The organism is Saccharopolyspora sp. NFXS83 (genome assembly GCF_026241095.1).
In the GTDB taxonomy this organism is placed as follows: domain Bacteria; phylum Actinomycetota; class Actinomycetes; order Mycobacteriales; family Pseudonocardiaceae; genus Saccharopolyspora_C.
Genome location: NZ_JAPFGB010000003.1, coordinates 163251 through 189719 on the forward strand (window position 1 = coordinate 163251; position 26469 = coordinate 189719).

Annotated in this window: 23 protein-coding genes and 1 tRNA gene; 13 read left to right on the forward strand and 11 right to left on the reverse strand. The window is 69.4% G+C overall.

Going from position 1 to position 26469, the window contains the following annotated elements; translation table 11 throughout:
• Positions 1-14: 14 nt before the first annotated feature.
• The gene (locus OOZ19_RS04520) at positions 15-1778 is read left to right on the forward strand and encodes a transcriptional regulator (RefSeq protein WP_266088561.1); all 1764 of its coding nucleotides are present in this window, start codon (positions 15-17) and stop codon (positions 1776-1778) included.
• Here OOZ19_RS04520 and OOZ19_RS04525 read toward each other — a convergent pair.
• Positions 1753-2097: a signal peptidase I gene (locus OOZ19_RS04525; protein ID WP_266088563.1), complete on the reverse strand. Its 345-nt coding sequence runs from the start codon at positions 2095-2097 to the stop codon at positions 1753-1755. The genes OOZ19_RS04520 and OOZ19_RS04525 overlap by 26 nt on opposite strands.
• Positions 2097-3671: a transcriptional regulator gene (locus OOZ19_RS04530; RefSeq protein WP_266088565.1), complete on the reverse strand. Its 1575-nt coding sequence runs from the start codon at positions 3669-3671 to the stop codon at positions 2097-2099. The genes OOZ19_RS04525 and OOZ19_RS04530 overlap by 1 nt, the downstream gene beginning before the upstream one ends.
• 85 nt (positions 3672-3756) lie before the next feature.
• On the opposite strand from OOZ19_RS04530, the gene OOZ19_RS30115 reads away from it, so the two are divergent.
• From OOZ19_RS30115 to OOZ19_RS04565, 6 genes are all read left to right on the forward strand, one after another.
• Positions 3757-4173: a hypothetical protein gene (locus OOZ19_RS30115; RefSeq protein WP_416309392.1), complete on the forward strand. Its 417-nt coding sequence runs from the start codon at positions 3757-3759 to the stop codon at positions 4171-4173.
• Between the two features lie 389 nt (positions 4174-4562).
• Complete coding sequence (locus OOZ19_RS04545; RefSeq protein WP_266088571.1) at positions 4563-4904, forward strand: WhiB family transcriptional regulator; 342 nt, start codon at positions 4563-4565, stop codon at positions 4902-4904.
• Positions 4905-4906: 2 nt separating this feature from the next.
• On the forward strand, positions 4907-5233 hold the full coding sequence (locus OOZ19_RS04550) for a hypothetical protein (protein ID WP_323055099.1): 327 nt from the start codon (positions 4907-4909) through the stop codon (positions 5231-5233).
• Complete coding sequence (locus OOZ19_RS04555; RefSeq protein WP_266088573.1) at positions 5230-5913, forward strand: hypothetical protein; 684 nt, start codon at positions 5230-5232, stop codon at positions 5911-5913. Before OOZ19_RS04550 ends, OOZ19_RS04555 begins: the two co-directional genes overlap by 4 nt.
• A complete protein-coding gene (locus tag OOZ19_RS04560) occupies positions 5910-8051 on the forward strand; it encodes an FtsK/SpoIIIE domain-containing protein (protein ID WP_266088575.1) in 2142 nt (713 codons plus the stop codon). The genes OOZ19_RS04555 and OOZ19_RS04560 overlap by 4 nt, the downstream gene beginning before the upstream one ends.
• 150 nt (positions 8052-8201) lie before the next feature.
• Entirely contained in the window at positions 8202-9965 is a 1764-nt protein-coding gene (locus OOZ19_RS04565; protein ID WP_266088577.1) for a recombinase family protein, read from the forward strand.
• On the opposite strand, the gene OOZ19_RS04570 is transcribed toward OOZ19_RS04565, so the two are convergent.
• Positions 9947-10032 (reverse strand) — tRNA-Leu (locus OOZ19_RS04570). The two genes, OOZ19_RS04565 and OOZ19_RS04570, sit on opposite strands and share 19 nt — an antisense overlap.
• 132 nt (positions 10033-10164) lie before the next feature.
• Here OOZ19_RS04570 and OOZ19_RS04575 point away from each other — a divergent pair.
• Complete coding sequence (locus tag OOZ19_RS04575) at positions 10165-11505, forward strand: M20/M25/M40 family metallo-hydrolase (protein WP_266088862.1); 1341 nt, start codon at positions 10165-10167, stop codon at positions 11503-11505.
• A gap of 337 nt (positions 11506-11842) precedes the next feature.
• Here OOZ19_RS04575 and OOZ19_RS04580 read toward each other — a convergent pair whose 3' ends face one another.
• Complete coding sequence (locus OOZ19_RS04580; RefSeq protein ID WP_266088579.1) at positions 11843-12700, reverse strand: aminoglycoside phosphotransferase family protein; 858 nt, start codon at positions 12698-12700, stop codon at positions 11843-11845.
• A 442-nt stretch (positions 12701-13142) separates the two neighbouring features.
• On the opposite strand from OOZ19_RS04580, the gene OOZ19_RS04585 reads away from it, so the two are divergent.
• Positions 13143-15050 carry a thiamine pyrophosphate-binding protein gene (locus OOZ19_RS04585; protein WP_266088581.1) on the forward strand — a complete coding sequence of 636 codons (1908 nt, stop codon included), beginning with the start codon at positions 13143-13145 and terminating at the stop codon, positions 15048-15050.
• A gap of 24 nt (positions 15051-15074) precedes the next feature.
• Here OOZ19_RS04585 and OOZ19_RS04590 read toward each other — a convergent pair whose 3' ends face one another.
• The 6 genes from OOZ19_RS04590 to OOZ19_RS04615 form a co-directional block, all read right to left on the reverse strand.
• The gene (locus OOZ19_RS04590; protein WP_266088583.1) at positions 15075-16907 is read right to left on the reverse strand and encodes an Hsp70 family protein; all 1833 of its coding nucleotides are present in this window, start codon (positions 16905-16907) and stop codon (positions 15075-15077) included.
• Between the two features lie 224 nt (positions 16908-17131).
• A complete protein-coding gene (locus OOZ19_RS04595; protein ID WP_266088585.1) occupies positions 17132-18046 on the reverse strand; it encodes a hypothetical protein in 915 nt (304 codons plus the stop codon).
• A gap of 165 nt (positions 18047-18211) precedes the next feature.
• Positions 18212-19513: a cytochrome P450 gene (locus tag OOZ19_RS04600; protein ID WP_266088587.1), complete on the reverse strand. Its 1302-nt coding sequence runs from the start codon at positions 19511-19513 to the stop codon at positions 18212-18214.
• A 148-nt stretch (positions 19514-19661) separates the two neighbouring features.
• Entirely contained in the window at positions 19662-20678 is a 1017-nt protein-coding gene (locus tag OOZ19_RS04605) for a glutathione S-transferase family protein (protein WP_266088589.1), read from the reverse strand.
• Positions 20679-20844: 166 nt separating this feature from the next.
• Entirely contained in the window at positions 20845-21210 is a 366-nt protein-coding gene (locus tag OOZ19_RS04610) for a DUF488 domain-containing protein (RefSeq protein ID WP_266088591.1), read from the reverse strand.
• Between the two features lie 38 nt (positions 21211-21248).
• Positions 21249-22487, reverse strand: a complete 1239-nt coding sequence (locus tag OOZ19_RS04615) for an NAD(P)/FAD-dependent oxidoreductase (protein ID WP_266088593.1) — start codon at positions 22485-22487, stop codon at positions 21249-21251.
• Positions 22488-22847: 360 nt separating this feature from the next.
• On the opposite strand from OOZ19_RS04615, the gene OOZ19_RS04620 reads away from it, so the two are divergent.
• The gene (locus tag OOZ19_RS04620) at positions 22848-23654 is read left to right on the forward strand and encodes a GNAT family N-acetyltransferase (RefSeq protein ID WP_266088595.1); all 807 of its coding nucleotides are present in this window, start codon (positions 22848-22850) and stop codon (positions 23652-23654) included.
• Between the two features lie 31 nt (positions 23655-23685).
• Here OOZ19_RS04620 and OOZ19_RS04625 read toward each other — a convergent pair whose 3' ends face one another.
• Entirely contained in the window at positions 23686-24252 is a 567-nt protein-coding gene (locus tag OOZ19_RS04625) for a PadR family transcriptional regulator (protein WP_266088597.1), read from the reverse strand.
• An 83-nt stretch (positions 24253-24335) separates the two neighbouring features.
• On the opposite strand from OOZ19_RS04625, the gene OOZ19_RS04630 reads away from it, so the two are divergent.
• The 3 genes from OOZ19_RS04630 (at position 24336) to OOZ19_RS04640 (ending at position 26465) form a co-directional block, all read left to right on the forward strand.
• Positions 24336-24761, forward strand: coding sequence for a nuclear transport factor 2-like protein (locus tag OOZ19_RS04630; RefSeq protein WP_266088599.1), 426 nt, complete (start codon positions 24336-24338; stop codon positions 24759-24761).
• Positions 24762-24810: 49 nt separating this feature from the next.
• Positions 24811-25665, forward strand: coding sequence for a helix-turn-helix domain-containing protein (locus OOZ19_RS04635; RefSeq protein WP_266088601.1), 855 nt, complete (start codon positions 24811-24813; stop codon positions 25663-25665).
• Between the two features lie 182 nt (positions 25666-25847).
• A complete protein-coding gene (locus OOZ19_RS04640; protein WP_266088603.1) occupies positions 25848-26465 on the forward strand; it encodes a CPBP family glutamic-type intramembrane protease in 618 nt (205 codons plus the stop codon).
• Positions 26466-26469: the final 4 nt, after the last annotated feature.

Consider the following 26469-nt stretch of genomic DNA (forward strand, 5'->3'; position numbering starts at 1 on the left):
CTGAAATCAGCTTGTTGCTGCTGAAATCGGGGCGGAACGACGTCGGGGCGACTTGCGGACGACACGAGGCGACCTCTTCGGGGAGGGGATCGACGGTGTGGAGCTACCGGACGGTGCTCGAACAGCGGATACGTGAGCGGCGACTGACGTTGGAGGAGTTCGCCGAGTACGCGGAGGCGTTCGCGCGCGAGAACGGCGAGGTGGGCACGCTCGGGGTGCGGCACTTGCAACGGCTCGTCGCTGGGCGTGGGGCTCATGGGAAGCAGCTGGGGAGGGTGCGGCCAGCGACGGCGAGGCTGTTGGAGCGAATCTTCGGCGACAGCATTGAGACGCTGCTCGGCGAGCCCGAAACGCACTCGGTCGCCTCGGGAGTCCCTACAGCGGCGCCCCGCAGCGACGACCGATCGACCCCGCAGCGGACAAGCGCTGAGCCAAGCGCGGGTTCCGGGATCGAGGCGCCGACTGCGGCCGGAGGTGAGGCGTCCGGTGATCTTCTCTCCGCTTTCGATTGGCTCGATCAGCACACTGGGTGGGCGACCGGGGCCGCCAAGCGGAAGGTTCGATCCCGTCTGTCCCGGCTGAGCGCGGGTGACCTACTCGACCGGAACGCCCGGCGGTCTCGCATCGGCCGGAACGCAGTCGCCGAAGCTCTTGCCGAGTACTACGGGCGGAGCCTCGCCAACGGATACTCGATCCACCGCGCCCGAGTGGATGACCGCGAGGTCGGAACCAGCCTTCTCACGCGACCGGACTGGATCGACCTCGCGTCACCGCTCACACCGGAAGGTGATGCGCTAGCACTGACTGAGCAGCACTCAAGCCCAGCGACGAGTCCGATCGACAGCCGGAGAGCTGTTCACCGACTCGCCGAAGCCACGGCGCTCGGCGTGCGGATGACCAACGCGCCGCTCTACCGTCTCCACGATGTCGACTTCACCGGGGGCAAGGTGAACGGCTCGCTCAACCTGGCGCCTTTCGTCGAGTACGCGCTCACCTCGGATCTCCTCGAAGGTGAGCTGCTGGACGCCATCAGCCAGGGGCAATCGATTCGACCGGGAGAGTTACCGCTCCGGGACGCATACCTACCGGATTTCCCAGGTGTTCTCGACCTATCCGCACGGAAGTGCGTCGGTGGAGTCTTGGCCCTCTGCGCGGTCGCGCGACCAGCCGACCCGTACCGAGGTTCAGCGGACTTCGCGCTTCTCGTTCAGGAACGCTCGGGGAATGTGCTCAACGCGACCGGACAGCTTGCCGTGATCCCGAAGGGGTTCCACCAGCCGTTGAAAGAAGCTCGGGCGGAAGCGCGGATCGGTTCGACGCTACTTCGAGAGCTCGAAGAGGAGCTGTTCGGCCGGGCCGAGGTCGACGGCACGGCTGGAGAGCCGCGCGTGGCCGCTCCGATGCACCGGAGCCGACTATCGGAGCCGATGCGCTGGCTGCTCGACGAGCCCGGTCGGCTGCGAAGGGAGTGCACCGGGTTCGGGTTCAACTTGGTGAGCGGGAACTATGAGTTCGCCAGTCTCGCCGTCATCGACGACGAGGAGTTCTGGAAGCGGTACGGAGGCGACATCGAGGCGAACTGGGAGGCGTCCGGGCTGCGGCTCTACTCCACACTGGACCGCGAGCTGTTGAACCAACTGATCGCTGACGAAGCGTGGAGCAACGAAGGTCTTTTCGCGCTGCTTCAGGGAATTCGCAGGCTCGGCGAGAGCGATGATCCGCGCCTCGATTTGCCCACAGTGGACGCCGAGTTCACGACGTCGGCCAGCGGACGGTGATCACCACCGCGTCAGTCAGCGCTTCCCACTTGTGCTCGTGTCCCGGACCCCAAACCGCGTAGTCGCCCTGGTGCTCAAGCGTGATGCTGGTGTCGGCGAGGTCGAGCCGGAAGCGGCCCTGGACGAGGAGCAGCATCGTCGTGCGGTCGGCGTCGGATGCCCACTCCGTACGCGACTCGCCGGGCTCGTGGATACCCCACTTCACTTCGGCGTCAGTCGAGTGACGCACGTCCTCTTCGGGCCTGAAGTGGCCGAGCAGCCAGCCGCGGGTTTCCTTGCCGTCTTCGGCGGCGTTTCCGCTGTACCAGTTGTCGCCCACTACTGAAGCTCCCATCCGATGTCCGGCAGGTCCACTCGCTCGCCGCCGAGGTCCGCGAGCCGCCGAAGTCCTTGCAGCAGCGCGAACAATCCTTCGTCGCTCCACGCTACATCGCGCACCAGATCGGCCAGCGCTTCGCCGTCGAGGCTGGAGTACTGCCGTAGGTTCGCCGTCTCCCAGTTGGCTTCGACCTGCCCGCCGAAGCGGTTCCAGAACTCCTCGTCTTCGACGACGATCAGCCCGGCGAACTCGAAGTTTCCGCTGACCAGGTTCAGGCCGAAACCGGTGCATTCCGTCCGCAACCGACCGGGCTCGTCGAGCAGCCAGCGCATCGGTTCGGAGAGGCGACTCGGGTGCATCGGGTCGGCCTTGCGCTGGTCGCCCACGGTGTTGTCGATCTCGTCGCGGCCGAACAGCTCCTCTTCCATCTCCCGTCGTAGCGTCGCGCCGACCTGCGCGTCCGCGCGCACATCGGTCAACGGCTGATGGAAGCCCTTCGGTGTGACGGCCAGGCGTCGGGAGGCGTTCACGACGTGGCCCGAACGCTCCTGGACGAGCAACAGGTAGTCGGCTTCACCACGGAGTGGGCTCGCCGGGCGTGCGAAGGCGCACAAGGCCAGCGTGCCGCCGGAGCAGAGCCGCCCGGACGTGTCGAGAACCGATGCCACGTCGGGTAGGTGGCGGTCCCGTAGCGAGAGCGCCCCCGGTTCCGGCGCTTGCCCCGAGGTGAGCGTGTCGACCAGTTCGGCTTCGAGCAGGTCCATCGTCAACGCGTACTCGACGAACCGCGTCATCCCGAGTGACCCGCCGACCCGGCCACCACCGAAGTCCACGCCGAGCAGCCGGTACAGCGGCATGTCGACCATGCGGATGCCGAGCGTCAGCGTCTCCGCCACCCGGTCGACGGCGCGCGAGGCGGCTTCCTCGTCCAATGACAGTTCGGCGTCAGCCGCAGTCGAGGCGCGAAGCCGGTCGTGCGACGCGATGAGGGGCGCGTTCAGGTCGAGCCAATCCGGGCTGGTGAGGATGCTCGTCGCCGACTCGTGGTCGCCGTATCGCGCGCTGTAGAGCCCGTGGGTGTCCGGACGGTTCCGGTAGTACTCGGCGAGTGCGTGCGCGATGTCGCGCTGATTCACGCGCCCGCGCTTCTTTCCGCGGTCCTCCAGCGAGCGCGCGTCGAGCTGGACCAGCCGCGCTGCGGTCTTCCGGCGCGCGGTGCCTGGTTCCCAGTCTGCCCGGTCGTCGATCCAATCCATCGCCGCACCGATGTTGCGATCGGCGCTCAACCGGGCCTCGGCGTCGGTGGTCGCCGGATCGTTGTTGGCCGCGCCCGCATCCGGCGAGTTCGCGGTCAGTGCGGCGAAGCGGTCCTTCACCTGAGCCGAAGCCTGCTCTAACACGGTGTCGAGGAGCTGTTGCATCTCGGATTTCGGACGTAGGTCCGGTTTCTGATGCCACCCGGCCACGGTCCGCACACCGATTCCGAGGTGCTCGGCGAATCCTTCATTGCTGAGCCTCAACGCCGCTTGTAATGCGCACGCCGTCTCGCCCGTCCAACCGCTGGTCAGGTCCATCGTTCAGCGCCTCGCAAAGCCGTTGTGCACTGGTTCCGCACTGCTCCTGCACTGGAAGTGCGTCGAATCCGCATGGGGAGCGGCGGTGATTCCAGATGAAATCAATGGCATGGAGAACACCACGGCGACGAATTCGCCGCTACCGGTTCGGACGGACATTCTCGGCCACCGTTCTCAGGTCGGTCTTCAAGTCGTCCAGGCGCTCGGTGATCTCGGCCAGGCGGTCTTCGACGGCGTCCAACCTGGACGCCAGCGAGTCACCGCGGCTGGTGTCTTCGGCCTGCTCAGGTGGCGTGCGCCCGTTCAGCACGGCGTCCAAGTGCTGCGGATGCCACCCGAGGGTGGTGGACAGGGACTCCAGCGTTCGCGCGCTCCGCCGGCGCTCCACCGTGTGGTGCTGGATCTCCCTGACGATCGCTTGCGAGACGCGCGATCGGTCCGCGAGTTCCCGTTGGCGCCATCCGAGCGCGTTGACGCGCTCGTTTATGGCCTTGGCGACTGACGCCCAATCTTCCGACACCTATTCCTCCGCGCTCCGCCTCGGCGCCGAGGTTAACCGTTCTCGCTCTTCCTTCCACCCGTGACACCGCGCTTTTCGCGGCACGGCGAACGAACACGTCCATTCATGCGCTGATTTCATCAACATAATGATGAAATCATTAATCCAAGGGGATTTTTGATGCGATCTGCTATTCGTCCCGCCGACCGTTCGACCTTCTACACGGTTCGGCAAACCGCTTCGATCCTCGGCGTCGAGACGGCGACCGTCTCCCGCGCCGTTCGCGTCGGGAACCTTCGTGCCGTCCTGCGGCGCGGTCGGCTCGTCGTTCCGGTCAGTGCCCTCACGCGGCTGCTCGGCGAGCCCACCGAGACCCGTTTCGGGGGTGGCCGATGAGCACGCCGTTCAACGACCTCCGGCTGATCGGGATCGCGTGGCGGCTGGACCGGCTGCGCTGGGTGCCGAGCGACTCGCTCGCCGAGATCGTCGGCCGTGATGGGAGCTGCATGACCAGCGACCCGCACGACGAGCCACCCGAAGAGTCGCTCTCGGATCGCGAGCTTGCCGCCCGGCTCTGCGAGGGCTGCCCGGTTCAGGGCGAGTGCCTGGAACTGGAACTCCGCACCGCTGGTGAGAACACCGTCGGCGTCTTCGGCGCACTGCCCGAGGACGACCGGCGCGACCTGCTCATGCATTGGCTCCAGCGCGGTGAACGCGCCGAGGGAGGTGACTGACCATGATGCCCCAACTGACCCCGGTAGAGATCCTGATCGGTGTCGCCGTGCTCGTCGCCCTGGTCGCGCTACGCCGGGCCAGCGCGCGGGCCGCCCGGAAAGCGCACGACGCTGCGCAGGTCGGCACACGACTGATGTCGCTCGCGAGCCGCGTGCTGCTCGGCGCGGCCGTGATCGTCGGTGTGCAGTGGATCGTGATCAGCCACGTCGAGAACCGCGCGCTGCTCTGGACGGTGCTCGCAGTCCCCGCGCTGTTCGCCGCCTACACCGTGACCAAGGCGTTGACCGTCACCGTCGAGTCGCCGCGCCGGAAGGGCGGCCGACGATGAACCGGCGGGATGTCGAGAGCGGGCGGCACGGGCCGCCCGCCTCACCCGAAGTCGAGACGATCGAACGCACCCGGTCGCAGGTGGACCGGTTGTGCTGGACCGGAATCCTGCTTGGGCTTGCATTCACCATGACCAACGTCCAGAGCTTCGCCGCTGCCGGTGCCGCGGTGTGGTCGCTGCCTTGGTGGGCCGCGTGGCTGCTCGATCCGATGGTGTCGCTAGTGCTGCTCGCGGTCCTCCGGGCCGAGCAGGTCACCGCCCGGTACGGCATCCGCACCGGCGGATGGGTTCGTGGCGCGAAGTGGTTCACGCTCGCGGCCACCTACGTCATGAACACCTGGCAGGCGTTCGCGGACTCCTCGGCGGCCTTGGTGGTGCTGCACTCGGTGCCGCCGCTGGTGGTGTTCGTCGCGGCCGAAGCTGTGACCGACCTGCGCGACAAGCTCGGCGAGGCCGCGCGCGGTATGGCCGTGAACGTCAATGAACGCCCCGCTCCGGTCGTGGACGAGGACCCCGTGCCGAAGCGGCGGGTGAGCTTCGACGAGTACTTGGAACGCGCCCGGTCGGCGTGGACCCCCGGAACGGCCGTCACACCCGCTTGGGTTCGGGAGGTCGCCGGTTGCTCGCGTGGGCTGTCGTCCCGGCTCGCCGCGACGCTCGCGGAGGAGGTGCGCGAATGAGCACGGAAGAGAACGCCGCCTCGTCCGGGCACGTCGAGCGGCACGTGTTCGAGGCGGACCTCGTCGATGATGTGCCGCCGGTGTCGAAGCCGAGTCCTTGGCGACGCTTTACGAGGTGGTGGCGAAGCTCGACGCACGTCCCTGCCGGGCTCCGTTCACGGGAAGCCGCGAAGAACGCCGCGGTGAATGCCGCTCTGTTCCTGCTCGGCTCGCCGAAGTCGTTCATCGGCGCGGTGTGGCGCGGCTTGGTGATGGCCGTGCGGGCGTGGCGCCGGTGGGTACGCGTCGTGGACTACCGGGAAGCGGCTGAGCAGTCCGAGAAATTGGCGGACAAGTTCATCGAGATCCGTGAACTCACCTTGTTCCGGTGGAAGCTCACGGGTGCCGTCGCGGTGTTCACGGTTTCGGCGCTCCTCGTCGCGGATCTGTGCTTCGGACCGGTGGCGCTGTGGGGATCGGGCACTGTTGCCGCGGTCGCTCTCGCCGTCACCGGTCGCCGGAAGGAAGGCGTACCCGGACGTAAGTCCGTGCTGTCCGGTCCGCGTTCGTTCGCGTGGACGATGGAGCCGCAAGTACTTGTCGATGCCTTCCGGGACGCGAAGCTGGTTGGCAAGGACGAGTCGCTGCGCTTGGTCGAGCGTGCGGCACGTGCCGGTGACGGCTGGGCGATCACTGTGGATCTCCCGGCCACCCGTAAGGCGGCCGACGTGGTGAAGAACCGGGAAGCGCTCGCCTCCGCGTTGGCGGTCGATGAGGTTCAGCTCGTCGTCGAGCGGGTGCGCGGTCGTGGCGGGCACGCCGGGCGGGTTTTCCTGTGGGTGGCGGATGAGGACCCGTACGCCGGTCCGCCGGTGCGGTTCCCGTTGCTCGAAGCGGAGTGGTGGGACGCCTGGCGACCCGTCCCGTTCGGTTTGGACGCCCGGAACCGGAAAGTTGACCTGCCGTTGGTGTGGACCTCGCTGCTCGTCGGCGCGATCCCGCGCCAGGGCAAGACCTCGGCGGTCCGGGTTCCGGCCGCCGGGCTCGTTCTCGACCCGCACACCCGGCTCTACGTCTTCGATGGGAAGGGCGGGAAGGATTGGGAGGCCGCCGAAGCGGTCGCGCACCGCTTCGTCTGCGGCGACGAGATCGAGCACACCAACGCCGTCCGGGACTACCTCGCCGAGTTGGTCACCGAAGTGCAGGGTCGTTACACCCGAATGTCCAAGTTGGACGACGAAGTATGCCCGGAATCGAAGATTACCCCTGCCATGTCGAAGGATCCGATGCTCGGGATGCCACTCACGGCTGTGATCATCGATGAAGTCCAGGTGTATCTGGAGAACCCGGAACGTGAGGACGTGGGCGGGCGCAAGACCACGCTCGGCGGGTACATCGCGGACCTGCTGACCTACCTCGCCCGCAAGGGGCCGGCGGTCGGCGTGGTGGTCGTCCTCGCCACCCAGCGGCCCGACTCGAACACGATCCCGTCCCGGTTGCGCGCCGTGCTCGGATCGCGGTTCGCGCTGCGGGTGATGGACTGGCGGGACTCCAACATCGTGCTCGGCGAGCAGATGAACACCCGAGGATTCGACGCCTCGACGCTGCTCACGCACCACAAGGGAGTGGGCATACTCCGGCCGGACGGCGACACCGACGCGGGCGAGGAGACGTTGGCGCTGACGGTCCGGACCTTCTACCTGCTCAACGCCGAGTGGCGAAGCATCTGCCAGCGCGGCCGAGCGCTCCGTGAAGCGGCCGGAACGCTCACCGGCCATGCCAGCGGGGACGACGCTCACAAGGCGATCGACGAAACCGCAGTGGTGAAGGCACTCGGCGCGGGGACCGCTCGCACGCCGATCCCGGAGAACCTGCCTGAACCGCTGGGGTCCGTGTGCCACTACCTCGGTTCGGAACTCGACGAGCGGGACTTCGTACCGTCCGGAGAACTGACCGCCGCGCTCGGCGTGGTGCCCGGCATCTTCGCGCAGCAGATGGGCGACCTCGGCTGCCGACCCACTCGCAACCGGGTTCCCGCCGACGACGGCGAGACCAAGCGGGTTCGCGGCTACTTCACCGCCGAGATACGCGCAGCTGTCCAGCGCTTCGCGGCTGATGAAATCGGCTCCGAGGAGGAAGCGGAGGACGACGAGGCGTGAGCAGCGCGGACGACAGAAACGAGACCATCGCCATCCGCGTCCCAGCTGAAATTCCGGAGCTCAACCCGCAGACCTGCCGCGCTCTACTTGCCATACTGGTCGACATCACTACGAGCGAGGCCCCGGAGTGGTCTCGGGAGGGGAGTGCACGTGACTGCTGAAATCAGTGATCCGTGGGCGACGCTCGACGACCTGATGGGTGTGGAAGTCGTCGAGCCCGTTGACCACGCGATCGGTCCGATCGCCTTCTACGGACGGTGCTCGACGGAGGACAACCAGGACCCGGAGACCTCGCACGGCTGGCAGCTCGACACTGCGCGGAAGTTCGTCGAACCCCTGGGTGCGACCGTGGCCGCCGAGTACTTCGACATTGGGCAGTCCCGTTCGGTCCCGTGGGAGCGTCGAGACGAAGCCGGACGGCTGCTCGCGGCGTTGAAGAACCCGAACCGCGGGTGGAACGCCGTTGTGGTCGGCGAAGGAACGCGGTGCTGGTTCGGCAACCAGTTCTCGTTGATCGCCCCGAAGTTCGCCGCGCACGGAGTCGAACTGTGGGTGCCGGAGCTGGGCGGCAAGTTCGACGCGCGCAACCCGTCGCACAAGATGTTGATGAGCGTGCTCGGCGGCATGAGCGAATCGGAGCGCCAGCACGTGCAGGCCCGTGTCCGGGCAGCGATGGATGCGCAGGTCGTCAACGAGGGACGTCACCAGGGCGGCCGGGCACCGTTCGGGTATTGCACTGCGGACGGTGGTCCGCACCCGAACCCGCGCAAGGCTGCTGAGGGCTATCGGCTGCGTGTGCTCGTGGTCGAGGAGGCGTCGGCCGAGGTGGTACGGCGGATCTTCGCGGAGTACATCAGCGGTAAGGGTGATCGGGCGATTGCGAACGGTCTCAATCGCGATGCCGTTCCGTGCCCGTCAGCGCGGCGACCGGACCAGAACCGACACCGGCTCGCCGACGGATGGCAGGGCAGCACCGTGCGCGCGATCTTGGAGAACCCGCGCTACACCGGTTACGCGTTCTTCGGCCGATGGACTCGGCAGGAGACGCTGATCGACCCGGACGACGTCGCGGCCGGAAGCGCGGTCCGGTTTCGTCGATCGAGCCCCGACCGCGTCGTGAGATCGAGAGAACCGGCACATCCGGAAATCGTCTCGATCGAAGACTTCACCCAAGCCCAATTGCTGCGCCGCTCGAAAGCCGCAGGAGGGCTCAAGACCGCGCGCAAGACCGAACGCAGCGGCCGATCCACCAAGCACGTCTACCTGTTCCGGGGACGAATCCGCTGCGCGCTCTGCGGACGCAAGATGGAAGGCAGCCCCCGCGCGCACGGCATGTACTACCGGTGCCCAGCCCGCACGCTCGCGCCCGGCTCACCGGCGTTGGAATCACACCCGCCTTCGGTCTACCTGCGAGAAGATCTCATCCGCGACGCGGTTAACGGCTGGCTCGGTCGCCTGTTCGACCGGAGCAACGTTAACGACACCGTCGCGGCCCTGGTTGCCTCACAGGGTGCCTCCGGCGGTGTCCCGAGCGAGAAGGGCCGGTTGAAGCAGAGGCTCGCCGACGCAGAGGCCAGGCTGAGCAAGTTCCACGCCGCCATCGGAGCGGGAGTAGATCCGGCCGCGATGGTGGAAGCGATCAACGCCGCCCAGAACGAACGAGCAGCGCTCAGAGCTGAACTCGAACACGCGCCCACTCCCAGCACGCTGACCGACGCCGAGATCCACGCAATGATCGACTCGCTCGGCGATGTCGGCGCGGCCCTCTCGCAGGGGAAGCCGGAGCGCCTGGCGGATCTCTACGCCGCCGTTGACCTGCACGTCCACTACCAGCACGAAGACCGCGCAGCCGACATAAAAATTCACCCGGCACGAAGCCGGGTGAATAGTGTGCGTGTCCGAGGGGGGACTTGAACCCCCACGCCCATTAATAGGGCACTAGCACCTCAAGCTAGCGCGTCTGCCATTCCGCCACTCGGACGCCTCAGTGCCGCCTGTCTTGCCCGGCGGCCTCTGCTGTGTTGTGTTCATAGATTAGCTGATCCATTTCGAGGCCTGAGACCCACCCCCCACTATGGGGCTGAAGTGATAGAAAGGCCTGGTGAGTGAGCACATGGAGAGCGCTGCGGGTGATCTTGAGGCCGGGTTGCGGGTGGCCGAGGACGAGGTCGTCGGGCTGGCCAGTGACCTGATTCGGATCGATACGACGAACACGGGTGATCCGGCGACGCTCGCGGGTGAGCGGGTGGCCGCCGAGTACGTGGCGGACAAGCTGGCGGAGGTCGGGTACGAGACGACCTACGTCGAGTCCGGTGACCACCCGGGGCGCGGGAACGTGATCGCGCGGTTGCCGGGGTCGGGGTCGGACCGGGGTGGGCTGCTGGTGCACGGGCATCTCGACGTGGTGCCCGCGGACGCCTCGGAGTGGTCGGTTCACCCGTTCTCGGGTGCGGTGCAGGACGGTTACGTGTGGGGGCGTGGCGCCGTCGACATGAAGGACATGTTGGCGATGAGCCTGGCGGTGGCGCGGCGGTTCAAGCGGGACGGGATCACGCCGAAGCGGGACATCGTGTTCGCGTTCCTCGCGGATGAGGAAGCCGGTGGGCTGCAGGGCGCGCAGTGGCTGGCGGATCATCGGCCGGAGCTGTTCGAGGGCTGCACCGAGGCGATCAGCGAGGTCGGCGGCTATTCGGTGACGTTCCAGGACGGGGTGCGGGCCTACCTGGTGCAGACCGCGGAGAAGGGCATCCGCTGGTTGAAGCTGCGCACGCGGGCGCGCGCGGGGCACGGGTCGATGGTGCACGACGACAACGCGGTCACGCAGCTCGCCGAGGCCGTCGCGAAGCTGGGGCGGCACCGGTTCCCGCTGGTGCTCAACGAGTCGGTGCGGGAGTTCCTCGACGGTGTCACGGAGCTGACCGGGTGGGACTTCCCGGCGGACGATCTCGACGGTTCCGTGGCGAAGCTGGGCAACCTGTCGCGGATCGTGGGGGCGACGCTGCGGGACACGGCGAATCCGACGATGCTCACCGCCGGCTACAAGCACAACGTGATCCCGTCGGTCGCGGAGGCCGCGGTGGACTGCCGGATCCTGCCGGGGCGCGAGGAGGCGTTCGACCGCGAGCTCGCGGAGCTGCTGGGGCCGGATGTCGAACGGGAATGGGTCGGGCTGCCGCCGGTCGAGACGAAGTTCGAAGGCCGCCTGGTGGACATGATGAGCGCGTCGCTGATCGCGGAGGACCCCGCGGCGAAGACCTTGCCGTACATGATGTCCGGCGGTACCGACGCGAAATCGTTCAGCAGGCTCGGGATGAACTGCTACGGCTTCGCGCCGCTGCGGCTGCCCGCGGAGCTCGACTTCAGCGCCCTGTTCCACGGGGTGGACGAGCGGGTTCCCGTGGACGCGCTGCGGTTCGGCACGCGAGTCCTGGACCGGTTCCTGCGCGAGGCGTGAGCAGCACGAGGAGCGTGCAGGTGTGCAGGGGATGAAAAATCGCCCTGCACCCGCGGCGTTGCTCGGGTTCGGGATGCGTTGACGTTCCTTGGCAGGTTCGCCGGGTGGCGGTGGTGTCGAACGTGGGAACGGGACTGCCGCCGCCACGCTGGCGCTGGGCGTGCGGTGCCGGACGGGAGGTCGGTGCTTCAGGGCGAGGCCTCGCTCGTCGTGGCTGGTGACCGGCCACGGGTGCCGTGAGCGGCGGAGGACCGCGGAAGTCGCTGGACGGACCCGGGGAACCCGGAATGGTGCGGGCGTGAACTCCCGTTCACGCCCCGGCGACGCGCGGCGGCGGTCAAGGCCCGCGCTCATGGGCGAGCGCTTCGGTGATCATCTGATGACCCTGCTGCTCGAATCGTTCATCGCCGACTCGGTAGGCCCAGGCCGCGGTAGCGATGGCTTCGCGGATCTGGTTGCGCCGCCACGCCGCCGATTCCCGTGGATCTCCGCCGTAGCCCTCGCGGAACGCGACCTCGAGCGCAACGTCACCGCGGAACTGCTGTGCCGAGAGCCGCGCCCAATCGGTGAACGCCGGACGCAGGTCGGCGCGGCCGAAATCGATCGCACTCACGGTTCCCCCGCACATCAGCCAGTTGCGGGGCTGCCAGTCGCCGTGCGTCGGTACCAGCCTGCTCGGCGGTGTCGGCCACGATCGCACGAGGGCGCGGAGCCGGGCAGCGACACCGGGAGCGATCCGGTGGGGCGCGTCCAACCAGCGCAACGCCTTCTCCTGCGCCCGCGCCTCGAACTCGGCGTCGTCGTGGCCCTCCTGATCGTGCAAGCGGGCGAGCAGTTCGCCGGCCTGCCGGTAGGTCTCCGGCCGGCGCTCGGCGTCGGTGCCCTCGACGAGACGTCCGGGTAGGTACCTGGTCATGACGAGCTTCGCGGCACCATCGGTCCGGACGACCTCCGGCGCCCGGCCGGACGCGGTCCACGGCCGCAGCCACTCGTGGTGAGCCCGAATCTCCCGAGCGATGTGGTGATCGTTCTCGTCGCCGGCTTTGACGATGTAGCGCTTCCGGTCGTGTCGGAGTTCGAGCACGGTCGTGCCGACCAGCCCCCAGCTGTGATCGGCGATGACCTCCGCGGCGGGCAGCCACCCTCGTACGAGCTCCTGTTGCCGACGGGAGAGCCCGTCGATCCTCTCGTTCACAGTGCCAGGCTAGCCAGCGTCAGCCGGTGGGTTCGACAGCGCGCGACGTGCCGGCACCGCGTCCTCGCCGATGATCCGGGACGAGCCCGCTGGGCTTGCTCGCCGACCGTCCGAGCCGATGTCGCGTTGGTGGTGGCCCGCGGGGGACACCGGCCGCCGGTTCTCGCGATTCGGCTTACACCTTCGAGACGTCCTGTTATCTTCGAATCTTCGCTGACAGATCAATCGTCGGCGTGCGTGGGCGGGGCGGCGCGTTGCTCAGCTCGCCGAGTTTCCGGATCTCGACAGCGCCCGAGCACACCCTGACGGACGGTTCGGGCCGCTGGGGAAGCAGCACCGATGCGCGGTGTTCCGTCGGTGCCGCAACGGAAATCCCACCTGCCACTTCAGTGCCGCACAGCACCACCGGGGCTCACGACTCGATTCCGAGGGGGAGAACAAGGTGACCGAAGTCAGTCGCGAACAGTCCGCGCAGTGGCTCCCGATCGACCAGGAGAACAACACCCGGCTGGGCCGGGACATCATCTTCGACTATCTCAGGACCGCCGGTGTCGACCGGCTCTACGGGGTGCCGGGGACCAACGAGATCCCGCTCATCGACGGTACCGACGTTCCGGAGAACCACGTCGAGTACGTGCCTTGCCTGCACGAGAACATCGCGCTCGGTGCGGCGATGGGCTATGCGCGGCACCGGCGGACCGATGCCGGCGAAGTGGTGCCCGGCGTGGTCGGGTTGCACGTCACGCCGGGGGTCGGGCACGCGCTCGGGAACCTCTTCAACGCGTTCCGGTCGAACATTCCGCTGCTGGTGCTGTGCGGGCAGCAGCACAGCAATCTGCTCATCCAGGAACCGCTGTTGGGCTCCGACCTGGTTCAGGTGGCCCGGCAGTACACCAAGTGGGCTTACGAGGTCCGCGGCCCCAACGAGATCGGCATGGCGATGCAGCGCGCGTTGAAGACCGCGCTCGCACCACCGATGGGCCCGGTCTTCCTGTCGATCCCGTGGCAGTTCCTGCTGGAGCAGGGGGCCGATCCGCAGCGGGGCCGCTTCACCCGGATCGCCGGGGAGTTCCACGCGCAGCCTTCCGAGCTGGACAAGGCCGCCGACCTGCTGGCCACGTCGCGGTATCCGGTCATCGTCGCCGGGGACGGCGTCGGTGAAGCGGGGGCGTGGCGCGAGCTGCAGGACCTGGCGACGGCCATCGGTGCGCCGGTGTACAACGAGCAGCTCAGCAGCTACCTCAACTACCCCCATCACCTGGCGCATGCTCGTGGCGAGCTGCCGAGCGCTCAGCAGCAGGTCCGGCAGGTTCTGGGGCGCAAGGATTCGGAGGCGGTGCGGGACACCGCGTTCCTGTGCGGGTTCAACGCGCAGGCGCAGCTGGTGATCTACAACTGGGACGACGGCCCCTTGATCCCGGGGCACCTGACCCAGGTCTACCTGCACAACGATCCGTGGCAGATCGGCAAGAACCACTACGGGGCGGCGGCGGCCCTGGGCGACATCAAGGACGCGCTGCCCAAGATCACTGCGGCGGTCAAGACCCATCCCCGGTACGACAAGGCGCACGTGGACGGCCTGAACGAGGAGTTGGCGCAGGAGGACCGGGCGCTCGCGGGAGATTTCCAGCAGCGCGCGAAGGAGATCCCGGAGCGGGGCGTCGCTCCGGCGATGCTCGTGGACGCGCTCAACGCGGCTCTGCGCGACCACTCGGTCCGACTGATCAACGAAGCATGTTCGGACACCGCCGATTTCCAGCAGGGATTGGCCTTCGACGCCCCGAGCAGCTACATGTCCTCCGAAGGCGGCTCGTTGGGGTACTCGATGCCCGCCAGCCTCGGTGTCGCCGACGCGGTGTTCGGGTCCGGTGCGGGCGCGGCGGCGGACGGCAAGCGGCCCCTCGTGGTCAACGCCGTAGGGGACGGGTCGGCGCTGTTCTACCTGAACACGTGGTGGACGGCGGGCAAGTTCCAGCTCCCGGTGCTGTACCTGATCACGAACAACAAGCAGTACAAGACGCTGCGGGTCGGCTTGGACGTGCTGCGGAAGTCCTACGACTGGGAGCCGAGCGGTGCGGCCGAGTACCTCGAGCTCGACGGGAACCCGCAGCTGTCGTTCGTGGACCTGGCAGCGGGATTCGGCGTCGACGGATGCCTGATCGACTCGGCGGGCGACCTCGAGCGGGCACTGGCCGACGCGGTTCAGGTCGTCGACGGGGGCGAGCCCTACGTCGTGGAGGTCCTCACCGACCCGGCTCTTCCGGACATGGACGAGGTTGACATCAACGTGGACGGGCGTCTCAGCACGTCGCGGGGGAACAGCGCCATCTGGAACTTCGGGCCCGCCTGACGACGCCGCCGACGGGCCGGTGGGTCAGCGCAGCTCGGTGCAGGGGGTGGCGTCGGGGGCCTCCGCTGCACCGGGCTCGACCCGGATGTCGGAGAAGGTGATGTCCATGCGCCGCTGGGAGTAGACCAGGAACGGCGTGTTGACCTGCTTCGGGTCGAGGCCGGCGGAGGTGAAGCAGGACAGCGGGATCTTCATCGTCGTCGGCTGCCCCACCGGCAGGTCGCCGAACAAGTCGGTGGCGGGGAGTTCGGCGACGCAGGGGAAGTGGCAGTGGACGGCGAGTTTCGTGTAGCCGTCGGTCGGTGGCCCGTGCAGCACCGCGTCGAAGACGAGTGCGCCCCCGTGCTCCGCGTAGGACGTGAGGTCGATGGCGGCTTCGGGGTTGGCGGTCTGCAGGTAGAACTGCGCCGGTTCCTCATCGGTCCAGGTCACCCGGAGGCCAGCGGCGTTCGGGTCGGGCTCGGCCGTGATGTGCGGCGGCTGTTCGGTGCCGCCCGGTTCGAGGGCGGTGCCGTTCCAACCGTCGGAGTCGGAGCCCACGTATCCGGTGAACGGCGCGACGGGGTCGCCGTCGTAGATCGGGAGCGGGTCGCTCGGCGCGCCGGAACCGGCGGTGGCGAACAGCGCCACGGCGGCGCCGACGACGAGCACGGACGCCGCGCCGATGGTCGGTACGAGCCACTTCCGGCGCGGCGGTGGCGCCGGGGCTTCGATCACGACCGTGGGTTCGGCGGATGCCGGCTCCGCCGGGGCCGGTTCCGATGGGGCAGGTGCTGGGGCCGGTGGTGGTGGGGCCGCGGGCCGGGGCCGTGCGGAGACGAGGGCGGCGCCGAGTGCGACGGTGAACTTCGGGTGCAGCGTCGCGCGCACGGGTTTGTTGAACTCCGCGGCCACCGTTTGGGCCACCAGCGGGACGCGGGACGAGCCCCCTGCCAGCAGCACCGCGGAGAGGTCTTCGACGCGCAGCCCGGCGGAGGCCGTGGTGCGGTGCAACGCCTCGATGGTCAACCGGACCGAGGGCTTGATCATCTCGTTGAACTCCAGGCGCGTGATGGTGACGTCGCGCGTCCCGGAGGGCAGCGGGACCGACAGCCGCACGTCCGGCTCGGTGGAGAGGTCTTCCTTGGCCCGCACGCACATCGCTTGGATCGCCGCGAGCGCGACCGCGGCCTGCGGGTCGGCCGCGTCCAGCTCGCTGACGGCGCCGTCGAGCCGCTGATCGATGTGGGCCGCGAGCACCTCGTCGAAGTCGATGCCGCCGAGGTGCTCGATGCCTTCGGGCGTACCGAGGATCTCCATCCGGCCGCCGCGCATCCGCAGGATGGTGGTGTCGAAGGTGCCGCCGCCGAGGTCGTAGACGGCCACCACCTCCCCGTCGCCGAGCCTGCGTTCGCTGGAGTAGTGCGTGGCCGCTGCCTCCGGCTCGGTGATGAGGCTGAAGTCGTCCACGACCGCCAGCCGGGGGACTTCGGTGAAGTGCTCGCGCCGGTACGGCCCCCAGATCGCCGGGTGGGTCAGCACGACCGACTCGGGACGGCCGCCGACGAGGGTGCTCACGGTGGCGAGCACGTCGCGCAGCTGCGCGGCCATCAGAGCGGCGGGGGAGTAGCCGGACCCGCCGAGCACCAGCGAGGTCGGGTCGCCGAGGCGGCGCTTGAAGTTGCGCGCGACCAGCTTCGGGTCGGACACGGCGTGCAGCGCTCTCTCGCCGGTCAGCAGGCTGCCGCCCGGGGCGGGGTAGGCGACCGACGGGACGGTCATCGAGGGCGACATCTGCACCATGCGGGTGCCGTTCGGGCCGCTGATCGCGGCCGAGGTGAACGAGGTTCCGAGATCGATACCAACGCTGTAACGCACTATGCGTGCCCCTTCACGTCAGTGAGGACAACCACCGTAGTGCGATCGATCGTAGGCGGAGCACGACCCGCGCAGTGATCAATACCGCAGTACTGCACGGCACTCTGCCCTTTCGGGCGAAGTGGTAGCGGAATCCTTGTGGTTCAGCGGATTCGGCGCGGCCGATCGGCGGCCCCGCGCATCCCGGTCGCCCGGAGACGCGCGGGACCGCCGGGGCGCCGCGCTCAGTACGTGATGTCGGGGAAGTCGCTCTTGGCGGTGGTGAACTGCTCGTCCCGCTCGGCGGGCCAGCCGAACGCACGGGTGGCGAGCTCCTTGAGGTCCTCGCCGGCGGCGCCGCTCATGAAGTGCACGAACTCGCCCCAGTTCAGGTCGCGCTCGAAGTCCTCGCCGGAGGCGGGGAAGTGGCGGCCGAGCAGGTCGAAGTAGCGCACCATGACCTGCGCGCCGCCGTGGTCGCGCCACAGCGGGTGGAACCAGTCGCGGAACCAGTGCGTCTGCTCGCGCGGGAAGTCGTCGGTGTGGTCGTCGGCCATCATCCGGTCGTGGAAGTCCGCGGCCTCGGCCTCCATCCCGAGTCCTTTGTAGACGTCGTAGATGTAGAACTCCATCCACTTGCTGTCGCCCCAGAGGGAGAACGCGGGGGAGCCGTGCTTCCCGGAGGCGATGAGCTCGACGATGTGGCCGGTTTCGTGCGTGACCAGCTCGTACTGCGGAGTGGTCCAGTCGTTGCCGCCGACGTCGCTGACGTTGCGGAAGTCGTGCGACTCGTCGTAGATGGTGGACGGGTGGCCGCCGCTGTGCTTGCCCTCGTGGTGGATCGAGTAGAGGCGGTCGGCGGTCATCTCGTTGCCGTCGTTGCCGTAGGTCCGCTGCGCGTACTGCCACATCGAGGTCATGAACGGCAGCAGCCATTCGCTCGCGGCCGGGTCGACGTCCTGGTCGAAGTAGAGCGCGACGGTGTCGTTGTGCCCGGCGAGCCGCAGGTCCTCGGCGTGCTCGAACCAGTGCTCCTTCCAGGTCTCCGGCGGCGCGTCGAGCCTCGGTGCGGGGGCGGCGGAACTCGTCGCGGCTGCGGCCCACGCCGGAGCGACGATCGCGGACGTGAGCGTCGTGGCCAGGAAGGTTCTTCTCCGCACGGTGGCACCTCGGTGTCGGGCCGGTGCGCCCGGTGCGCACGGCAAGATCGTTATCGTGTCGCCGGGCGGGTGCGGACGAGCGCGGTTGGCGAGAAGTCGCCGGTCCTCTCGGGGAGACCGGCGCACTCGCTGGGGGCGTGCGGCGCAACCGGTGGATCGGGGTGCTCAGTCCCAGGTCACCGGGAGCGAGTGCACGCCGTAGATGATCATTCCTGTGCGCAGTCCGATCTCGTCCGCGGACGCGTCCAGCCGCAGGCCGGGCAACCGCGCGAGCAGTTCGGCCAGGCCGATGCGCAGCTCGACGCGGGCTAGTTGCTGTCCGAGGCACTGGTGCACGCCGTGGCCGAAGGCCAAGTGGTGGTTGCGCGTCCGGGTCAGGTCGAGCTCGGCCGGGTCGGACCACTGGCCGGAATCGCGGTTGGCCGCGGGCACCGAGATCATGACGGTGTCCCCGGCCGGGATCGTCACGTCGCCGAGGGCGAGGTCTTCGACGGCGACCCGCACCGGGCCGGTGTGGATGACCGACAGGTAGCGCAGCAGCTCCTCCACCGCGGTGTCGATCAGACCGGGATCCGCGCGCAGCGCGTCGAGCTGCCGCGGGTGTTCGAGCAGCGCGTAGGTGCCGAGGGCGAGCATGTTCGCGGTGGTCTCGTGCCCGGCGCCGAGCAGCATCGTGGAGATGTCGACGAGTTCCGCGTCGGTCAGCGGCGGATCGGCGTCGCCGTGCACGAGGCCGGAGATCAGGTCGTCGGCCGGGTGCGCGCGCTTGTCGGCGACCAGCCCGCGCATGAACTCGTAGAGCCCTGCCTGCGCGTGCAGCCGTTCCTCGTCGCTCGCGTGGAGGTTCACCGCGACCGCGGAGCGCTCCTGGAACTCGGCCCGGTCCTCGTAGGCGACGCCGAGCAGTTCGCAGATCACCAGCGACGGCAGCGGCAACGCGAACGCGGACACCAGGTCGGCCCGCGGGCCGGCGGCCCGCATCGCCTCGATGTGCTCGACGGTGATCTCCCGGACCCTGGTCTCCAGGGCGCGCATCCGCCGCACGGTGAACTGCCCGACCAGCAGGCGGCGCAACCGGGTCTGCTCGGGCGGGTCCATGAAGATGAACAGGCCGTCGTTGCGCGGCTGCTCGGTCACGGGGCAGCCGCCGCGGCCCGCCGCCGCGGTGGCGCGCTGCTGGACGACCTGGTTCGGCGTCAGCTGCATCGCGTTGGGATGCCGGTGGGTGTCCGCGCTGAACCGGTCGTCGGTGAGCACCGCGCGGGATTCGTCGAAGCCGGTGACCATCCAGATGCGCGCCCCGTTGAGCAGTTCCACCGGGGAGACCGCCGCCCGTTCGTGCAGGCGGTCCAGTCCTGGTGGTGGGGAGAAGGGGTTGTCGCCGCGCAGCAGCAGTTCCGGCGGCAGGGGCCGCTGGATCAACCGGTCGGAGTCGGTGGCGGGCGACCGGTCGCTGGTCGTGCTCATCGAGATCCCTTCGTCGTGCAGCGGCGGGGCCGAGGTGGTGCCGTCCGCTCCGCGGCGCGAGCGCACCTACCGGGCCGTACCGCGTGATCGTCCTCTGTCCGTCGGGCGAGGATGATCGAAGCACGCGTCACCGGCACCGCGGTGGAAATCAGCCCGATTGCGCGGGCTTCGGGAGCGATGGCACCCGTTCGGGCTCCGGCGGCGGTCCTGGCGGTGTGCCGTCGCCGAAGGGACGTCCGCCGAGCCGTTCGCGACCGTGCGGGGTGAGCCAGCCGGAGAGGTCCGGTCCCTTCGGCACGATCCCGGTCGGGTTGACCTCCGCGTGCACGCCGTAGTAGTGCTGCTTGATCTGCTCGAAGTCGATGGTGTCGCCGAAACCGGGCGTCTGGAACAGGTCCCGGGCGTAGGCCCAGAGCACGGGCATCGCGGCGAGCGTGGACCGGTTGCACTTGAAGTGCCCGTGGTAGGCCGCGTCGAACCGGGCGAGGGTGACCCACAGCCGGACGTCGGCCTCGGTGATCGTGTCGCCGACCAGGTACCGCTGCTCGGCGAGCCGCTCGGACAGCGCGTCCAGGCGCGCGAACAGGGCGTCGTAGGCCTCGTCGTAGGCGTACTGCGCCTTGGCGAACCCGCACTTGTAGACGCCGTTGTTGACGTCGTGGAACACCTGGTCGGAGATCTCGGCGATCTCGTCGCGGCGGTCGGCGGGGAACAGGTCCGGGGCGCCGGGGCGGTGGTGGGCCGTCCACTGCGTGGCGAAGTCGAATTCGAGGTCCTGGTAGGCGTTGGTGACGACCTTGCCGCTGGAGATCTCGACGACCGCGGGCACCGTCACGCCCTTGTCGTAGCCGGGGATCGCGTTCTCGTAGGCCTCGCGCAGCCATTCGATGCCCAGCACCGGGTCGACGCCGCCCGGGTCGTTGTGGAAGCGCCAGCTGCGCTCGTCGTGCAGCGGCCCCGCGATCCCCAGCGAGAGGACCGGCTCCAGGCCGAGCAGGCGCCGGACGATGACGGTCCGGTTCGCCCACGGGCACGCCCGCGCGGCGATGAGGCGGTACCGGTGCGGTTCGACCGGCCACGGTGAGGAACCGTCGGCGGTGATCCGTTCCTGCACGCCGAGCGGTTCGCGGACGAACTCGTCGGTCGAGGACTGCGCGGCTCCCATGGTGATCAGGGCTCCCTTGCGGCGTCGGTGATCCGGAGGTTCCGCTCGGCGGCGTCGCCCGGCACCGGGAACGCCGCTGCTACCGGGCGTGATGGTACGTCGCCGCGACGGTGCGGCAGGCTTCGTCGGCGGCGTTTCCCGGCGGCGATCGGGTGAGCTCGCGCGGTCAGCCGCTGAGCACGTCGACGAGCACGGCGGCCTGGCTGATGTCCGGGTGCTTGGTCCCGGTCAGCAAGGTGACGCGCCGGTGCTCGGCGAGCGCGCGCAGGTGTTCGAGCGCTTGGGCCCGTTCCGGCTCGTCGAGTTCCGCGCGGTAGCGGCGGCTGAACTCGTCGAACTTGTCCGGGTCGTGGCCGAACCACTTGCGCAGCTCGGGTGACGGCGACACGTCCTTGCACCATTCGCTGAGCCGGGCTTCGTCCTTGCGCACGCCGCGCGGCCACACCCGGTCGACGAGCACCCGCTCCCCGTCCTGCTCGGCCGGTTCGTCGTAGACGCGGCGCACTCTGACGTCCGGCTCCTTGTTCGCCATGGTGACTCCCCTCGACGTGTGCGGGACGTGGGACGCGTTCACGACGTGCCGACGAGACCGGTGAGCGGCACCGCCGGGTCGGCAAGCGCTGCCGGATCGACCTGGTCGCCGGACCGGACCAGCCGCTGGACGGCGTCGTTGACGTCCCAGACGTTGACGTTCATCCCGGCCAGGACGCGGCCCTGGGACAGCCAGAACGCGACGAAGTCGCGGGCGGCGAGATCGCCGCGGACGACGACATCGTCGTAACCGTCGGGCTCGACGTGGCCCGCGTATTCCATGCCCAGGTCGTACTGGTCGGTGAAGAAGTAGGGCACCCGGTCGTAGGCGGCGAGCGGATCGCCGAGCATGCCGCGGGCGGCGGTGGCGGGCTGGTCGAGCGCGTTGGCCCAGTGCTCGACGCGGATGTGGGTGCCCAGCAGCGGGTGGAAGGCGCGGGCGACGTCGCCGGCGGCGTGCACGTCCGGGTCGGAGCTGCGCAGCGCCGAGTCGACGACGACGCCGTCGGACACCTCGATCCCCGCCGCGGTGGCAAGTTCGGTGTGTGGCGTCGCGCCGACGCCGACGATCACGGCGTCGCAGCCGATGCGCCCGCCGTCGGTCAGGAGCACCTCGGTGGCCCGCCCGTCCCGCTGGACGATCGTCTCGACGCCGGTGCCCAGGCGCAGGTCGACCTCGTGTTCGCGGTGCAGCTCGGCGAACACCGGCGCGATCCGCGTGCCGAGCACCCGCAGCAGCGGCAGCTCGGCGGTCTCCACGACGGTCACGGCCGTGTCCGCGGCGCGGGCTGCTGCGGCCACTTCCAAGCCGATCCAGCCCGCGCCGATGATGACCACCTGCTCGGCGGACCGGAGGGCGTCCCGGATGCGGTCGCTGTCCTGCACGCGTCGCAGGTGCAGCACGTTGTCGGCGTCCGCGCCGGGCACCGGCAACCGGCGCGGCGCGGAGCCCGTGGCCAGCAGCAGCTTGTCGTAGCCGACGCGCTCACCGCCCTCCACGACGACCTCGTGGCGCTCCCGGTCGATGCCCGTGGCCGCGAGGTTCAGGCGCAGGTCCACTCCGTGCTCGGAGTACCACTCCGGGCGGTGCACGAAGATCGTTTCTCGGTCCGCCTTGCCCTGCAGGTATTCCTTGGACAGCGGCGGGCGTTCGTACGGGCGCTCGGATTCGTTCCCGATGAGCGTGATCTCGCGGTCGAAGCCCTCGTTGCGCAGTGCTTCGGCGGCCTTGGCGCCGGCCAGCCCGGCGCCGATGATCACGAAGCCCGGATGTGCCATGGTGCTCCCGTCCGCGTTCCCGAGTCGCTGCTCGCCCGGTGCCCGACGAGTCGCGCACCGCGCCTGCGCCGGATCGGACCGACCCTGCTGGGCTCGGCTTTCCCGTTCCACCGCACGCTGAAACGGCACGTTCGTCCGTACCTCGGAGCTCCCACGGCCCGTGCGAGCGAGCGGTTTCACCGGAACGGACGGTGCGAGCCGCACCGGACCGGGGGCCGCTCCCGATACGCTCGTCGCCGGTTCAGGAGGTCCGCGATGCTACGGCGAACCGCTGCGCGTCCTGGGTGGCTCGGGTGCGTTCACCGAGCCGCGATGCGCCCCGGCCGCCGAATCCGCCGCCCGTCCAGGAGGTCGAAAGCCGTGACGACGATCGATTCGGCCGCGCTGGAATCGATGCACCAGCTCCGCACCGGCTGGCGCACCCTGGTCCTCGACTCGGACCCGCGGGCCGACGTGCGGGACCTGCCGGGCGTGGCGGTGCGCTGGGCGGAATCCCGGTTCGTGTTCTGGAACTGCCTGACGCTGACCGAGGTCGGGGCCGAGCCGGACCTGCTCGCCGAACACCTCGACCGGGCCGCCGGGATCATGCGGGAGAAGTCCTGTCCCGGATTCCTGTGGGTGTTCGAAGACCTGCTCGCGCCGCACGCGCGCGAAGCCCTGCCTGCGGCGGCCGGACGCGCGGGCCTGGAACTCGCCTTCTCCGGCACGGGCATGGCGGGCGACATCTTGCCCCTCCCCGAACCGAGGCACCCGGAGTTGACCTTCGTGCGGGTCAGCACCGAGGAGCGCCTGGAGGCCTACGCCGACTTGAACTCGCGCGCCTACGGCTTCGCCCTGGAGGACGGGCGCGACGGGCTGGCGGGGTCAGAGCTCTGGCGCACCGGGATCCATGCCTACCTCGGCCTCCAGCACGGGGTTCCGGTGACCGCGGCAGCTGCGCTGGAGTGCGACGGCCGGTTGTTCGTCGTGCTCGTGGCCACCGCGCCCGAATCGGAGCGGCAGGGCTTCGGCGAGGCCGTGACGCGCAAGGCGCTGCACGAAGGGGCGCTCGCCACCGGGTTCACCCGCGCGACGCTGCACGCCACCGCCGCGGGCGCGCCGGTGTACCCGCGCATCGGCTTCGCGCTGAACTCGCCGATCCGCTTCTACGCGACCAAGACGTCCTAGCCGCGAGGCCGCCGATCCGCGGCCGAGTGGATCACTCCGCCGGGAGGCGCGTCCTGCTCCGCAGGACGGCGGCGGCGCGTTCGCACCAGTCGCGGTTCTCGGATTCGAACACCCGGCCCCGCAGGCACGTCAGGTACGGGCCGATTCCGGTGCCGCGAGCCAGGAACTCGTCCTCGTCGAGGTCGCCGCGCATCGTGGCCAGGAGTCCGTCGAACAGGTCGAGCTTGGCGCGCGAGGCCTCCGCGCGTTCTTCTAGCCTGCTGATCAGCTCGGCCGGGTCGACCGAGTCGGCGGCGGCGACCTTGACCAGGAGGTCGTCGCGGATGAACGACGGCTTCGACGGGGTGGCCGCGAACCGCTGCAGCTCCGCCGAACCCGCGTCGGTGACGGTGAACAGCCGCTTGTTCGGCCGGGCCTCCTGGACGACCTCGCGGCCCGCGACCAGCCCTTCCCGCTCCAGCTTCGCCAGCTCGGCGTAGAGCTGCTGGGGCAGCGCGTGCCAGAAGTTGGCCATGCCCATGTCGAACGCCTTGGCCAGCTGGTAACCGCTGCGCTCGCCGTCCAGCAACGCCGCGAGCACCGCATGTCGCAGAGCCATCCGCACTCCTCTCTGGCCGAAGACACCCGCTCGACACTATAGTCAATTTTCTGACTAATCACATCGTTGACTGAGGAGTTCGAGTGGACACCATCGAGCGCTTCCGCGCCGCAGTGGAGCACCACGACGCCGACGCGCTGGAGCCGCTGTTCGCCGCCGCTCCGCGATTCTTCAGCCCCGTCAAGTTCCGGCCGTTCGAGGGCCGCGACCTGGTGCTCGGTGTGTTCGGCGTCCTGCTGCGCCGCGTGTTCGAGGACTTCCGGTACGTCGGCACCCTCAGCGGCGAAGCGGAGACCGACGCCGACGAGCACACCGACTCGCACGTGCTGATCTTCCGGGCGACGGTCGGCGGCAAGCAGATCCACGGCATCGACCTGATCCAGCTCGACGAGCACGGCCTGATCTCGGAGTTCACCGTCATGGTCCGGCCGTTGAGCGCGGCGACGACCCTCGGCGAAGCCGTGCACGCCGGGCTCGTCGCCGAAGGCCTCGTCCCCGCCGACGCCTGACGAGCGCAATCGGGGACGTCCACCCCGGTGCGTCGCGGATACTGCCGGGGTGCACTTCGTCAACGCCCTGCCCGTCGCCGGGCACGTGCCGGCAGGCGTGGAGTCCGCCCGCCACCGGCCCGGCGGGCAGGCGAGACGGGGCTGGGACTGCGCGGGCTACGAGGAGCGGCTGCCCGCACCTGTACCGCTGCGCGTGCTCCCGTCCAGCCGCGTCACGCTCACGCTCGGCTTCGGCGATCCGATCACGCTGACCAGGGACGGGTCGGCGGACGAATACCGCTCGGTGGTGCTGGGGCTCCGGGACGGCGCCGAGGAGCTCACGATCGGTGGCAGGCAGCGCGGGCTGGTGCTGCGCTGCGATCCCTTGCTGGGCCACGCGGTGCTCGGCGTTCCGCTGCACCTCCTCACTGGCGCGGCGCCCTGCTTGGCGGCGGTCCTCGGTGCGGAGGCGGTCCGGCTCGCCGACGCGCCGGACTGGGACGTGCGGTTCGCGGTACTCGCCGACACCATCGCCGCACTGCTGGCCAGGGGGCCGCGCGCCGATCCCGAGGTGGCCTGGGCGTGGCGCCGGCTGCGCGCGTGCGCGGGCGACGTGCGCGTCGAGGCGCTGGCCGCGCGGCTCGGCTGGAGCAGGCGCCCTCTCGTCCGCCGGTTCCACCACCAGCTCGGCATCACGCCCAAAGCCGCCGCGCGCGTCCTGCGCTTCGAACGCGCCGCGGAGCTGCTCGCGCGCGGTTCCCGCGGCCTGGCCCGCGTGGCGGCCGATGCCGGGTACGCCGACCAGGCCCACCTCAGCCGCGAGGTCCGCGCGCTGACCCGGTGGACTCCCACCCAGTTGCGGCGTTCCGCGTCGGCCGCGGCCGGTGTCCCATTCGTTCGAGCCGGGGCGCGCCGGGCTCAGTAGGTTCCTGCCCATGACGACGGAACGGACCCGCACGCCGCCGGTGGCGACGAGGTCGCCGACGGCGTTCTTCGCGCTGGCCGCGGTGCTGTTCCTGCCCTTCTAGGTGCTGGCGCACTTCGTGCACGTGCCCGGGCTGCCGAAGAACGCCCCGGTGACGCTTCGTCGCGGCGTTCCTCCCGGCGGTGGCGGCGCTGATCCTCACCTACCGGGCCGAGGGCGCTGCCGGGGCGCGCGCTCTGCTGCGGCGCGTCGTCGACCACCGCCGGATCACCGGCAAGGCCTGGTACCTGCCGGTGGTGCTGCTGCCGGTGATGTGCCTGGTGCTGACCTGGGCGCTGACAGTCCTAACAGGACTGGAGTTTCAGCCGCAGCCGGAGTTGGCGCTCACGGCGGCGCTCCTGTTCGCCGCGGTGTTCTTCTTCGCCGCCGCCGGTGAGGAACTCGGGTGGTCGGGTCATGCGATCGAACCCTTGCAGCAGCGGTGGGGCGCGCTGGGCGGCGGCGTCGTGCTCGGGGTCGTCTGGTGGGCCTTCCACATCCCGTCGATCCTGCAGAGCGGGCAGGGGCCGACGCTGTTCGTGCTCGGGTTCTTCGGCGCGGTCGGGATGCGGGTGCTGCGGGTGTGGCTGTTCGCCAACACCGGCGGCAGCGTGTTCGCGATCATCGTCGTGCACGCCGTGACGAACATGTGCACCTCTTACGTGCCGAGCATCCCGACCTCCGCGATCGTCGTGGTGTTGTGGGGGCCGCGGACGCTGGCGCGGTTCCGGTTCTCCGCCGGGGAGCGGAACGCCGGGTGAACCC

Excerpts from the sequence above, each read along its gene's own strand:
- OOZ19_RS04530 (WP_266088565.1), bottom strand. The coding sequence starts at position 3,671 with ATGGACCTGACCAGCGGTTGGACGGGCGAGACGGCGTGCGCATTACAA.
- OOZ19_RS04545 (WP_266088571.1), top strand. The coding sequence starts at position 4,563 with ATGAGCACGCCGTTCAACGACCTCCGGCTGATCGGGATCGCGTGGCGG.
- OOZ19_RS04550 (WP_323055099.1), top strand. The coding sequence starts at position 4,907 with ATGATGCCCCAACTGACCCCGGTAGAGATCCTGATCGGTGTCGCCGTG.
- OOZ19_RS04555 (WP_266088573.1), top strand. The coding sequence starts at position 5,230 with ATGAACCGGCGGGATGTCGAGAGCGGGCGGCACGGGCCGCCCGCCTCA.
- OOZ19_RS04560 (WP_266088575.1), top strand. The coding sequence starts at position 5,910 with ATGAGCACGGAAGAGAACGCCGCCTCGTCCGGGCACGTCGAGCGGCAC.
- OOZ19_RS04575 (WP_266088862.1), top strand. The coding sequence starts at position 10,165 with ATGGAGAGCGCTGCGGGTGATCTTGAGGCCGGGTTGCGGGTGGCCGAG.
- OOZ19_RS04600 (WP_266088587.1), bottom strand. The coding sequence starts at position 19,513 with ATGAGCACGACCAGCGACCGGTCGCCCGCCACCGACTCCGACCGGTTG.
- OOZ19_RS04605 (WP_266088589.1), bottom strand. The coding sequence starts at position 20,678 with ATGGGAGCCGCGCAGTCCTCGACCGACGAGTTCGTCCGCGAACCGCTC.
- OOZ19_RS04610 (WP_266088591.1), bottom strand. The coding sequence starts at position 21,210 with ATGGCGAACAAGGAGCCGGACGTCAGAGTGCGCCGCGTCTACGACGAA.
- OOZ19_RS04615 (WP_266088593.1), bottom strand. The coding sequence starts at position 22,487 with ATGGCACATCCGGGCTTCGTGATCATCGGCGCCGGGCTGGCCGGCGCC.
- OOZ19_RS04625 (WP_266088597.1), bottom strand. The coding sequence starts at position 24,252 with ATGGCTCTGCGACATGCGGTGCTCGCGGCGTTGCTGGACGGCGAGCGC.